Source organism: Elusimicrobiaceae bacterium (assembly GCA_028700325.1).
In the GTDB taxonomy this organism is placed as follows: domain Bacteria; phylum Elusimicrobiota; class Elusimicrobia; order Elusimicrobiales; family Elusimicrobiaceae; genus JAQVSV01.
Genome location: JAQVSV010000004.1, coordinates 1 through 12,729 on the forward strand (window position 1 = coordinate 1; position 12,729 = coordinate 12,729).

10 protein-coding genes are annotated in these 12,729 nt (G+C 56.8%); 8 read left to right on the forward strand and 2 right to left on the reverse strand.

The genetic code is table 11. The features are described from left to right. From PHW69_01005 to PHW69_01040, 8 genes are all read left to right on the forward strand, one after another. Positions 1-819: iron ABC transporter permease (locus PHW69_01005; protein ID MDD4003764.1), on the forward strand; the 819-nt coding region annotated here is incomplete at its 5' end. Continuing rightward, complete coding sequence (locus PHW69_01010) at positions 819-1,610, forward strand: ABC transporter ATP-binding protein (protein MDD4003765.1); 792 nt, start codon at positions 819-821, stop codon at positions 1,608-1,610. The genes PHW69_01005 and PHW69_01010, both read left to right, overlap by 1 nt. 127 nt (positions 1,611-1,737) lie before the next feature. Continuing rightward, complete coding sequence (locus PHW69_01015; GenBank protein ID MDD4003766.1) at positions 1,738-2,337, forward strand: TetR/AcrR family transcriptional regulator; 600 nt, start codon at positions 1,738-1,740, stop codon at positions 2,335-2,337. A 2-nt stretch (positions 2,338-2,339) separates the two neighbouring features. Next, complete coding sequence (locus PHW69_01020; GenBank protein MDD4003767.1) at positions 2,340-3,641, forward strand: TolC family protein; 1,302 nt, start codon at positions 2,340-2,342, stop codon at positions 3,639-3,641. 2 nt (positions 3,642-3,643) lie between these two features. Then, the gene (locus tag PHW69_01025) at positions 3,644-4,537 is read left to right on the forward strand and encodes an efflux RND transporter periplasmic adaptor subunit (protein MDD4003768.1); all 894 of its coding nucleotides are present in this window, start codon (positions 3,644-3,646) and stop codon (positions 4,535-4,537) included. A gap of 65 nt (positions 4,538-4,602) precedes the next feature. Then, a complete protein-coding gene (locus PHW69_01030; GenBank protein MDD4003769.1) occupies positions 4,603-7,773 on the forward strand; it encodes an efflux RND transporter permease subunit in 3,171 nt (1,056 codons plus the stop codon). Between the two features lie 150 nt (positions 7,774-7,923). Further along, positions 7,924-9,705, forward strand: a complete 1,782-nt coding sequence (locus PHW69_01035) for an ABC transporter ATP-binding protein (GenBank protein MDD4003770.1) — start codon at positions 7,924-7,926, stop codon at positions 9,703-9,705. Then, positions 9,705-11,453 carry an ABC transporter ATP-binding protein gene (locus PHW69_01040; GenBank protein ID MDD4003771.1) on the forward strand — a complete coding sequence of 583 codons (1,749 nt, stop codon included), beginning with the start codon at positions 9,705-9,707 and terminating at the stop codon, positions 11,451-11,453. The genes PHW69_01035 and PHW69_01040 overlap by 1 nt, the downstream gene beginning before the upstream one ends. A 151-nt stretch (positions 11,454-11,604) precedes the next feature. Here the strand turns inward: PHW69_01040 and PHW69_01045 are convergent, their stop codons facing one another. Next, the gene (locus PHW69_01045; protein MDD4003772.1) at positions 11,605-12,321 is read right to left on the reverse strand and encodes a P-loop NTPase; all 717 of its coding nucleotides are present in this window, start codon (positions 12,319-12,321) and stop codon (positions 11,605-11,607) included. Further along, positions 12,318-12,728 carry a hydrogenase/urease maturation nickel metallochaperone HypA gene (locus PHW69_01050; GenBank protein ID MDD4003773.1) on the reverse strand — a complete coding sequence of 137 codons (411 nt, stop codon included), beginning with the start codon at positions 12,726-12,728 and terminating at the stop codon, positions 12,318-12,320. Before PHW69_01050 ends, PHW69_01045 begins: the two co-directional genes overlap by 4 nt. Between the last annotated feature and the right edge of the window lies 1 nt (position 12,729).

Consider the following 12,729-nt stretch of genomic DNA (forward strand, 5'->3'; position numbering starts at 1 on the left):
GTTTTGATGGCGTTATTGGCGGGGGGGGCTTTGGCGGGATCCGGTGCGGTTATGCAGGGCGCGTTGCGGAACCCGCTGGCGGATCCTTACATATTAGGCACTTCGGCGGGCGCGGCGGTGGGTTTTATGCTGGCGGCGCTGGCGGGACTGACGAACGGTTCGCCGCTGTTTTATCTGGTTACCGGGCTGGGCGCGTTTTTTGCCACTGCGGCCAGTTATTTCCTGGCGCGGGTGAAAGGCCGCGCGCCGGGCGTTAATCTTCTGCTGGCCGGGGTGATTGTAAACAGTTTTCTGGGCGCGGTGATACTGCTGCTCTTTACCGTTTTGCGCAACGAAGGTTTTTCGGTTCTGATATTCATGATGGGCAGCGTGACCGAAGGCAACGGGCCGTTGTGGGTGTATGCGGGTCTGCTGTTTGTTCTGGGCGCGGTTGCCGGGTATCTGCCCGCGCGCGCGATAGACACGCTCGCCCTGGGCGAGGACAAGGCTTTTGCGCTGGGCGTTAATCCTGAAAAACTGAAACTGCTGATGTTCGGGTCGGCCGCGCTTATGACCGCGGCGGCGGTCGCCGTAAGCGGAGTGATCGGGTTTGCGGGGCTGATTGTTCCGCATGCGATGCGGATTTTCATGGGGCCGGGGCATAAAAAACTGTTTCCGGCATCGGTTTTGTGCGGAGCGGCGTTTCTGGCGGCGATGGACGCAATCGCCCGCAGCGTCGCCGCGCCGGCTGAAATACCTGTTGGTATTCTGACTGCGCTTTGCGGCGCGCCTTTTTTCCTTTATGTGATGCGGAAACAGTGCGGGGAGTACCGGTTCTGATGGGAATACTGCGCGCCAGGAATCTGTGTTTTGCCTACAGCGCGGTTCCGGTGCTGAAAAATGTCAGTTTCCGGCTTGAAAAAGGCGCGTTTCTGGCGGTTACCGGTCCGAACGGGTCGGGCAAAAGCACGCTGCTTAAACTGTTGGCGGGCCTGCTCGCGCCGCAAAGCGGAGAAGCGCTGTTGAAAGGAACACCGGTTGCCGCATACAGTCCGCGCGCCCGGGCCAGTATCGCCGCGCTGGTACCGGCTTCCATGCAGATGCCTTTTGATTTTACCGTGTATGAAACGGTTTTCATGGGTCGCGCCCCTAAAATGGGATGGTGGGGCGGCGCGCGTGAAAGCGACAGCCGGGCTGTTGAATCCGCTATTTTGCAACTGGGGCTTGCCAGCCTGCGGAACCGGGCGGTCAATTCACTTTCCAGCGGCGAACAGCAGAAAGTTTTTATTGCGCAGGCGCTGGCTCAGGAGCCGGAAATTCTGTTTCTTGACGAACCCACTTCGCACCTGGACATCACCTGCCAGACGGGCGTTTTTGAGCTGCTGGAAAGTCTTTCGGAAAGCGGGGTCGCCATTGTGGCGGTAACCCATGATATCGCGCTGGCCGCCAGATACTGCAATGAAATTCTGCTGCTTAAGGACGGGTCTGTTTACGCGCAGGGCAGTCCCGCGGCGGTTATAACCGAAACCGCTTTAACTGATGTTTACGGAATTCGCGCCGAACTGCGCCATGCCAAAGCCGGTATTTCCATTGATATTATAGGTACTTCCGATGGTGTTTTCGCGGATTAATCCGTATCTTTTGATAGCCAGCTCTTCTTTGACGACCGTAAAGCCTGCCTAAAAAGCATTATTGACGAACCTGGAAATTTCTGTTATACTTACCGGTAGGTAATATAAGGTTAATGGCAGGAAAAAAATGTCTTCAGCGGAAGAAAATTTAAAACCACGCGAGATACGCGAGAAACTGCTCCATGCGGCTTTTGAGCTGATAGCGGAGAAAGGCATTGACGCAGTATCCGTGCGGGAAATTGTGGAACGGGTGAATGTTTCCAAACCCGTGCTGTACTACTATTTTAAGGATAAGGAAGACCTTTGCGCCCAGCTGTTTGCCGAAGTGAAAATTCATGTTGATGAACTGTACGCCGAGCGCAAGGCATCGGGCCTCAGCCTGCGGGAAATCATAGAAGGCAAGTTCCGCCATGAAATTGAGGATATGCGCAGAACTCCTCAAATCTCCAAGCTGATTATACGCACCATAGGCAATGATAACAGGGACCGGCTTGGCCAGCTGCTCTGCGATATCCAAAACACCGGGCGGAACATGATGCTCAAGATTCTGGGCGAGGCGGAAGCCAACGGCGAGATCCGCAAAGGCAGTGCGCAGACGATCGAGTTTATGGTGCACGCCGTATCGTTGAACCTGCTTTTCATGTCTTCGCACGGGAAAATGAGCGATATCCCCGGCGATTTTCCCGAACGCATGACCCAGCTGATTTTGAATGGAGTGCAGCCTTGATTATGAAACCCATACACGCATTGTCGGTTTTGCTGTTATTTGTTCCCGCCATTACAGCGAAGGATTTGCCTGTGCAGGATATTAGTATTGAACAGGCCGTTGTTCTGGCGCTTGAAAACAACACCTCGGTTGTTGACGCGCAGTACACGAGCGATATTTACGAGGCGCAGATCAGGGAATACAAATCCTATGCCTATCCGTCGGTAACGCTGAGCGCCGGGTATACCCGCAATCTGAAAAAATCAGCTTTTTTCATGGCGGGCCAGAAGATTTACACTTCGAACGACAATGCCTATTCCGGCAACATTCAGCTGGACCAGATCGTCTGGGGCGGCGGCAAGGTCAGGGCGGCGATAAAGATGTCGGAAATCCTGTCGGAACAGGGGCAGACCAATACCGAGATTTTAAGGCGCCAGGTGGCGCGGAGCGTGCGGCAGATCTGCTACAACATCATGGCGGCGTCCGCCACGGTGGAAATAGAAAGCGAGGCTTACACGCTGGCCAATCTGCATCTTGATGAAATGCGCGAGAAATTCGACAAAGGGCTTGTAGGCGATATAGAAGTCACCCGGCAGGAAGTGGAGGTTTCCAACAAGGTTCCTGCTGTCATTGAGGCCGAAAACCTCGTGGAAACAGGGCTGTTGAGCCTTAACACCCTGCTCGGGCGCGACCCGCAGAACCCTATCAATATAACCGACACCATAACGAAAACCCTTGCGCCGGAACCGGAACTGGACGAACTTTACGCGCTTGCGCTGCAGAACCGGACCGAGCTGAAAGCGTCGAAGCTGGCGATCGAAATGGCGAAAGCCCAGATGAAACTGAAAAAAGGCGGTTTTTATCCGGACATCTATGCTTTCATGCTGAGCGGCTACAGTGCCAGCACAGACAAGCTTACGCCTGACAGCAACGAGTATAACTTCTCCACCTCAGCGGGATTAAACCTCAGTTATCCGCTGTTTCAGAGCGGCAGGACGGTGGCGCAGGTCAAACAGGCGGATCTGGCCTATCAGCAGAGCATTGAAGATGACGCGAATCTGGTGCGGCAGGTAAAATCCGAAGTGAAGCAGGCGTGGCTGGATTACCGGCAGGCGTTGCGGCGGGTCAATTCGCAGCTCAAATCCACCGAGCAGGCGAGAAAGGTTGTGCATTCTGACAATCTGCGCTATCTGCAGGGGCTGGCAAGCCAGCTGGAGCTTAATGACGCCACTTTGGCGCTTAACAAGGCGCAGCTATACTATGTAACAGCGATGCGCGACGCGTTTGTCGCGCTGGCCCAGATCAAATGGGCGACCGGAGAATAACTATGAAAGCAATTAAAACTAATATACTGGCACTGCTTGCGGGAGTTTCGGTTCTGGCCTGCGCCGGGTGCGGGAACGGAAACGGAAGCTCTCTAAATGATCTGGAAACCAGCGTGTTCACCGTAAAAACCGGCGTGGCTGAACGCAGAACGCTTGAAAACAGCATTATTCTGCCCGGTAACGCCAAAGCCTGGCAGGAAGCGGTGATATTTCCGCGCGCGGCTGGCAAACTGCGCCAGAATCTGCTTTCGGAAGGCGATTCCGTGAAGAAAGACCAGACGATTGCCCTGATCGAGCGCGATGAAGTGGGCGTGGTGCACAAGCCCATGGTGGTGCCGGCCACCATAGACGGGGTGATCGGCATGATCTATCAGGACGTGGGCACCAACGTCAGCATGCAGACTCCGATAGCGAGCGTGGTGAACCAGACTAAAATACGTATGAGCGTCAATATCCCGGAGCGCTATCTCGGCATGGTTTTCAAAGGCCAGCCCGCAAGCATTGAAACGGCGGCTTATCCCGGCAGGGTTTTCAGGGGCAGGATATACAAACTGAGCCCCGTAGTGGACGAGGCGAGCCTGAGCACCGTAGCCGAAATCCTTATAGACAACGGGGCCGGACTGCTTAAAACCGGCATGTTCGGGCATGTCTCCCTGATTTTGAAACGGCATGATGATGCCGTGGCTGTGCCGCTTGACGCGTTGGTGACGGAGGAAGGGCAGAAATATGTGTTTCTTGCCGACAAGGATAACCGCGCGGTGAAAATCGCCGTTACCGCCGGCATAGAAACCAGGGATTACATCGAAATTGTCAAAGGCATCAGGCCCGGCGACAGGATCATAGTGTTCGGGCTGTATGGTTTGCAGAACGGCAGCCGCATAAAAATAGTTTCCTGAGCGGTGTCTGTCTGCTGAGGCGGCTCCATTTCAGTTTATAACGAGTACCGCGGGATCAAATTACTATGAAATTAACCCATTTGTGCATTAAACGTCCGGTGATGACGGTCATGATGATTCTGACCATTGTGGTGCTGGGCATATTTTCTTTTGTCAGGCTAGGCATTGATCTTTATCCGAACGTGGAATTTCCGTTTGTGCTGGTCAATACGGTGCTGGCCGGTTCCGGCCCGGAAGAAATAGAAACCTCGGTGACGAAGATTATCGAGGAGGGCGCCAACACCATTGAAGGCATTGACGAGATGAACTCGTACAGCGCGGAAGGCGTTTCGACCGTGATGATCAAGTTCGACATGGAAAAAAACGTTGACGTGGCCGCTCAGGACGTGCGCGATAAGGTGGCCGGTGTCCAGCGCGATCTGCCCGACGGGTTTGAGCCGCCGGTGATCAGCAAGCTGGAAATGGGCGCGATACCTGTTCTTAATATCGCCGTGTACGGCGACCGGGGGCTGGTTGATCTCACCGAAATCACGCGCAAGAAAATCAAGGAGCAGCTGGAGAATGTGGGCGGAGTGGGTTCCGTGGATATGATCGGCGGGCGCCAGCGCGAAATCCATATAGTGGTGGATCCCGTGCGGCTTTCGGCGCTCAACATCTCGATCAAGGATTTGAAAGAGGCGGTGCAGCAGCAGAATATCGAAATCCCCGGCGGGCGAGTCGAGCAGGAAAGCCGCGATTACACGCTGCGTACGCTGGGCCGCATCAAATCGGTGCGGCAGTTTAATGACATTGTGATCAAAACGGTCAACAGTTCCCCGATCCGCATTTCCGATGTGGCGCGCGTGGAGGACACCGGCGAGTATATGACCGACGCGGCCTATTTCAACGGCCAGCCGTGCGTGAATGTGGAAGTGGTCAAGCAGTCCGGTTCCAACACGGTGGAAGTGGTGAGGCGGGTCAAGGACAAACTGGCCATCATCACGCCGTATCTGCCGGGCGGAGTGCGTTACAGCATCGTGGCGGACCAGAGCGTATACATAAAAGCGTCGGTTTCCGCCGTTGAGGAGCATCTTGTGCTGGGCAGCATTTTTGCGGCGCTGGCCGTGCTTCTGTTTCTGGGCGACTGGCGTTCCACGATCATTTCATCGCTGGCGATACCGACTTCCATTATCGGCACGTTCACCATCCTCGATCTGCTGGGCTTTACCCTTAACAATATCACGCTGCTCGCGCTGACCATCGCCGTGGGCATAGTCATTGACGACGCCATAGTCATGCTTGAAAACATCTACCGGCATATGGACGAATACGGCAAAACGCCGCTTAAAGCCGCGCTGGAAGGCGCCGATGAAATTTCGTTCGCGGTTATCACCATGTCGGCTTCGCTGCTTGTTATTTTCATTCCGCTGGCGTTCATGAGCGGAATCGTGGGCCGGTTCTTCAAAAGCTACGGGCTGACCATCGCCGGCGCGATTGTAATAAGCACTTTCGTGGCGCTTACGCTTACGCCAATGCTGTCGTCGCTGTTCCTGAAAGTGAAACACGGCGCGAAAGGCCGGCTGGAAAAATTCACCGACCATGTAAACGACAGCCTTGCCCGGCCTTATATCGCCGCGCTCGAGTGGGCGCTGGCGAACAGGTGGAAAATGATCCTGCTTTTTATCGGGATATCGCTGTCGGCCCTGCCGATGCTGAAGGGGATCGGCAAGGATTTCGCTCCGCAGGAGGACACTTCCCAGTTCATAGTCAACATCAACGCGCCGGAAGGCACCAGCATCAGAAAGATGCAGAAAATAATGCGGCAGCTGGAAGGCGAGATCAAAACCATGCCGCATATTCTCAATCTGCTGACCACGATAGGCATTTCAAACGGGTTTCAGTCCGCGTCTTCCAACCAGGCCAGCATTACGGTCGAGCTGGTGGATGTGACAAAGCGAAAAGAGGGGATGGCGCAAATCATGTCCGCCGTGCGTAAACTTTTCGGAAAATACAAGGAACTGCGGATGTCGGTCAACGTGGCCGGCGGATTCGGCGGCAATGAAAAACAGATGGAATTCATGATTTCCGGGCCTGATCTGAATAAATTGCGCGAATATGCCGACGCGGTGGCTGCCAGGCTGCGCAAGACGCCGGGTTTTGTGGATGTGGATCTGAGCGTTTCATTCGCCAAACCTGAATATACGGTGGAAATTGACCGTGAGAAGGCGCACGGCCTGAAAGTGAAAATATCCGATATCGCCAACGCGCTGCGCACGATGGTCGGCGGCGAGGAGGATATCACCAAATATAAGGAAGGCGAGGAGCTTTACGAGGTGCGTATCCGCGCGGAGGCGGAGATGCGCAACTCCATTGAAACGATTTCGGCAATGGCGATTCCCACGGAGGACAAAAAACTTGTCCGGCTTGACAGTGTGGCCACCATCAAGCCGGCGTTCGGTCCCACGCAGATCGAGCATACCGCCCGGCTGCGCCGTGTCACCGTGGAATCGAACCTCGAGGGCGTGCCGCTTAACAGGGCTTACGATATTTGCCGGGCGGAGTTTGCGCTGCAGAACGCGCCCAAGGAATATGTCGCCATGCCGCGCGGAAAGGGCAAGGAACTGCAGAAGATGCTCGCCAGTTTCGTGACGGCGTTTGCCATGGCGTTCATCTTTATTTACCTGATTCTGGCGGCCCAGTTCGAGAGTTTTATTTATCCCGTGTCCATCATGTCGGTGCTGCCGCTTACGATACCATTTGCGATTATCACCCTGTTTATTTCCCGCGAGCCGCTGAGCATGTTCAGCATATTGGGCATTTTCATGCTGGTCGGGATCGTGAAGAAAAATTCGATCCTGCAGATTGATTATACCAACACCCTGCGGGCCAAGGGCTATAAACGCTACGACGCCATGCTGTCCGCCAACAAGACCCGCCTGCGGCCCATTCTCATGACCACGCTGACCATTATCGCGGGCATGCTGCCTACCGCGCTGAGCAAGGGCGCGGGCGCGGAAGTGCGCGGCAGCATGGCATGGGTCATTATAGGCGGGCAGGCGCTGTCTTTGTTTGTGACACTGCTTATGGCGCCGGTCATGTATTCGGTAATGGATGATTTCCAGCAGTGGCTTGAGAATAAATTCAACATCAAACTGCGCCGCGACCAGCTGGATTTCGAGTGCGTGGAGCGCGAGTGCGAGCGGGAAGCCCAGAAAATAAAGGATGAGCTGCTTAAGAAATCCCAGCATGTGATGTGATCTGAAATCGTCAGTCCGGGCCGGCAGTTTCTGCGGCGCGGCGGCGGTTTCCCTCCGAAAGACCGGGCGGCTTAGGCCGTCCGGTCTTTTTCCGGAAACATTGCCGCGTGCTTGTTGCGGTGCATCCAAAACGGGTAAACTGAATATATTATGGGACGTTTCGATTTGGTGCCGGACGATTCAAGCGAGCAAATCCATTACCGCAAAACCGGAAAGCGGCTTATGCGGCTTATCTGGTCGCGGCGGCGGGATTTTTTTATAACGGCGGGGTTTCTGCTGGTTACCGCCGCGGCGCAGCTGGCCGGCCCGCTGATCATACGGGCGGCGGTTGATAATTGTATCGTGCATGCCGATTATCCCGGCCTCCTGCGCGCGGTGTTTTGGTTTTGCGCCGTGAGCGCGGCGTATCTGGTATTCAGCTATATCATGACCGTCCGGCTTGAAGCGATGGCTCAGGCCATCATGCTGGAGCTGAAGAGGCGGATGCACAAAAAAATCCTGTCGCTTAAAATCGCCTATTTCGATGCGAATCCGCCGGGCAAGCTGGGCGCGCGCATCCAGTCCGACACGGAGCACCTGCGGCTGTTGTTTACGCAGACCGCGCTTTTGGTGTTTACCGACCTGATCATGACGGCTGTTACTTTGGCGGTAATGTTTTATTACAGCCCGAGGCTTTGCGCGGTGGTGGCCTGCACGCTGCCGGTGATAGTGGGCGTGTCGGCATACTACACGCACAAGGGCGGGCCTTTTATGATACGGGCGCGCAAAACCAATGCGGCCCTGTCCGGCTATATCGCCGAGGTGCTGGGCGGCGCGGCTACCCTGCAGGCGTATTTGCGGACGGGTGCGGCGGCCGCGCGGCATGAGCAGCTGGGCCGGGCCAAGTTTGAACAGGTGTACGCGGGTGACCGGCTGATGAATTTCGGCTGGGGGTTTCTGATGTTTATGCATCCCATGACAATCGCGCTCATTCTGGGGTTCGGAGGGGTGTGGGCACTGCGCGGGCTGGTGTCTTTGGGTGTGCTCACCATGTTCATCATGTATGTCGAGCAGCTGTTCCATCCGCTGCAGATGCTGGGCATGCATATGGCGACAGTGCAGAAATCGTTCGCCGCGGCCCAGCGTATTTTCGAGCTGCTCGACACAAAAGCCGAGGAAACCGACCCGCCCGCGCCGTTTGTTCTGAGTGAATTCCGGGAAGCGGTGGAATTCAAAAACGTATTTTTCCGCTACACCGATGACGGGCCGGAGGTGCTCCGGGATCTCAGCCTTTCCGTGCGGCGGGGCGGCCGCTACGCCATAGTGGGCGAAACCGGCGGCGGAAAAAGCACGCTGGTGAATCTGCTGCTGAAATTCTACGCGCCGCGCAAGGGTTCGATTACAATAGACGGGACCGACCTTTCCCGCCTCGATCGCGCCAATGTGCGCCGGATTATAGGCCTGGTGTCGCAGAACATCTATCTGTTCCCCGGCACGGTAATGGAAAACCTGAAGCTGATGGATTCGTCCGTCCCCGACAGCCGCGTCCGCGCCGCCCTCCGCGACGCGGGCCTGGAGGAGTTTTTCGCCCGGCACGGCCTGGACAAGGAAATCGCCGAGGGCGGAAGCAATCTTTCTCAGGGCGAGCGGCAGGTGCTTTCGATAGCGCGGGCGATGGTGTCCGGCCCGGACATTATAGTGCTGGACGAGGCGACATCCTCAATTGATCCCTATACCGAGCGGCTTATCCAGACCGCCATGGAGCGGCTTTTTAAAAACAGGACAGCCATAATAATAGCGCACCGGCTCGCCACGATACGTCATGCGGATACGATCGCCGTGCTTTCCGGCGGACGGATTCTGGAGCGCGGCACGCACTCCGAGCTGCTCGCAGCGGACGGGCTGTACGGAAAGTATTACCGGCTGCAGTTTGAACGGGGAGGCAAGGACTGATGTTTTTCGTTCTTAAATGGCTTGTCCCGTACTGGACGCGGCATCCCGCCAGGATCGCCGTGATTGTGGCGCTTGGCGTGCTCGGGTCGGCGCTGGGCACGGCGGTGCCGCTGTTCATCAAGGAAGTTATAGACGGATTGCAGCGGAATCTGTCCGCTCAGGTTATTATTAAATATGTGCTAATGCTGGCGGGCCTGGCGGTGGTGAACGGGGTTATAAATTTAAGCGCGATGATCCAGCGCGCGTGGATGAATTCGCGGATAGAATACGAGGTGCGCAATGCCGTTTTTGAGCATATTATGCGGCTCGACGCCGGGTTTTTCCGCCGGTTTTCCGCGGGCGATCTGCTCACCCGGCTGACCGACGATACCGAAACCAAACTGACCTGGTTCGCGTGCTCGGGCGTTTTCCGGGCGCTGCAGTCGGTGGTGCGGCTGGTTTTCGTGCTGGCGCTCATGCTGTGGCTTAACCCGAAACTGGCCTTGTGGGCGCTGGCGCCCGTACCGGTGTTTTTCATTGTGGTGAGAACCGGGCATGTGATAAGGCGAAAATCCGACAGTCTGCAAAAAGCCATGTCCGGCGCGTATGCCGCGCTGGATTCCTGTTTCAACGGCGTCAGGATCGTAAAAGCGAATCTGAAGGAAAGCGCGCAGGAGAAAATATTTGCCGGCATGGCTAAAACCCAGTGCGAAAAACAGCTTGATCTGACCCGCTCCAACGCGCTGATGGGCGCGCTTTTTTCGAGCGTCGGCTATTTGTGCATGATATCGGTTCTGCTGGGCGGCGGCCGGATGGTTATTGACGGGCGCACGGGGCTGGGCGAACTGATGGCGTTTTATTTTTTCGCGCAGATGCTTGTAATGCCGCTGATAGATTTGAGCAATTTTGCCGTGTCGGGCAGATCGGCCGAAGCGTCCATAATGAGGCTGCAGGAACTGCTGTCCGCGCGTTCCGCTCTGACAGCGGCGCACCGTCCGCGCCAGCTGCCCGCCAGGATAGCCGAACTGGAATTTAAGAATGTATCGTGTTACGCACCCGCGTCCGGGCATAAGTTGCTGGACAAAATTTCGTTCCGCGCCGAGGCGGGCCAGCGGATAGCCGTGGTGGGCCGGATCGGCTGCGGCAAAAGCACGCTTTTAAATCTTGTGCCGAGGCTGATGGAATATGACGAGGGCGAGATCACGGTCAACGGAATTTCCGTGCGCGAATTTTCCGTTGAAGGGCTGCGTTCCGTTACCGGCTACGCGCCCCAGAACGCGGTGCTGTTTTCGGAAAGCGTGCGTGATAACATAGAGATGGGCAGGCCGCTTGAGCCGGCCCGGCTGGCCCGCGCTTTGCATATAGCGCAGCTGGAGGGCGAACTGCCCCGCCTGTCAGGCGGGCTGGCGGCTGTGGCCGGCACAAAAGGTTCTATTCTGTCGGGCGGCCAGCGCCAGCGCGTTTCCGTGGCCCGCGCCGTGGCGGCAGGGCCGCGCATTCTGGTCTTGGACGACTGCGCTTCCGCGATGGACGCGGGCACGGAAGCCAGCTTCTGGGCCGCGCTGTCGGCGGCGATTCCGGGCGCGATCTGCCTGATGGCCACGCATCGCACCCGGACCATCGCGGCGGCTCATCATATTCTGGTGCTTGACAGCGGGCGGATCGTGGAGCAGGGCCGCCACGACGCGCTTATGGCGGCCGGGGGACTTTACCGGAAAATTTACGAACATCAGAAACTGGCCGAGGAATTCGAGCAGCAGCTGGGCTGACGGTTTTTTTTCTGAATTCTGATCTCGACACCTTTTTCGCCGGCAAAGCCGAACCGCCGCAGGCGAAATGGCGGAGAAGGCGGGCGCGCTGGCGGGCGCTGAAATACTTAAGTGGCCGGGTCGTGCGGTTAGTCCGCGCCGGCCGGGCCGGTTAGTTAGCCAGTTGCCGGGCGACTTGCCGCAAGGCCTCGTAGAAAACGGTTTTGCGCAGGGCGGCGGGGTTGCCGACCGAGGCGTCCCACGCGCTGTCGTGCGGGATTTTCGCCAGCGAGACAAATTCCGCCGGCAGCGGTTCCGAATTTTTATCAGTGAAATTTTCGATAATGCCTGCCGGTTTCAGCCCCATCGCGCCAAACAGCGCCGCCGCCCTCGCAAGCGACTGGCGCGCCAGCGCCGACGGCGTGGTGACGGGCAGCAGTTTCGCCCGACGGAAATATTTCACCGAGTCGAGCGCGGCGTCGGAAATGCCCGGCGGCATGTCTATAACCAGAAAATCCAGTTCACCCCAGCTGGTTACGGCGAGCAGTTCCAGTATCGCGGAGCTGGCGTCGGCGCCGCGCAGCGGCGCGGCCCGTTCAGCCGTGAAAAAACTGAGGCTCATGAACGCTATTCCTTCGACCAGCGGAGGTTTAAGGCCTTTTATCTCTTCCGGGAAAGCGTTTCGCGCGTTCAGGATTATATGGTCGGATGCGCCGGTAAGATCAAGGTCCAGCAGTCCGGTTCTGTAACCCAGTTCGCGAAATGCCATGGCCAGCGCGCACGCCGCCGAGCTTTTGCCGATTCCGCCTTTCCAGCCTGTGACCGCGATGATGGTTTTTATGCCGGCCAGTCGCTGTTGCACGACACATGCTCTGGGATCCAGTTTCATTTTTCGCCCCTGAGCTCCCGGATATGAACCCCGCGCCCGGCCGTAATTTCCAGATCCGGCCCGCCGCAGCGAGGACATTTGATGTAAATGCCCGCCGTTTCCGGCACGAAATGTATCGCTTCCGATTCTGACGGCGGCAGTTTCTCCCGGCCTGCGTACTGGATTTTTGAACCGCAGGCGCGGCATTTGAATTCCGCTTTTTCGCGCTCGAAAACCGGCACGCTGGCCGCCATCAGCGCGCCCGCGTCAGCCTTGAGTTCGTTATAGATGTCGCGGCAGCAGGCTTCGTCGGCGTTCTGCAGATCGCCAAGCACTATCACCACTTCGTCCACCTTTTTCAATCCGTTCTCCTGCGCGTACCGCCCGGCGCATTTGAGCAGAGCGTCAACCAGAGCCCATTCGTGCATT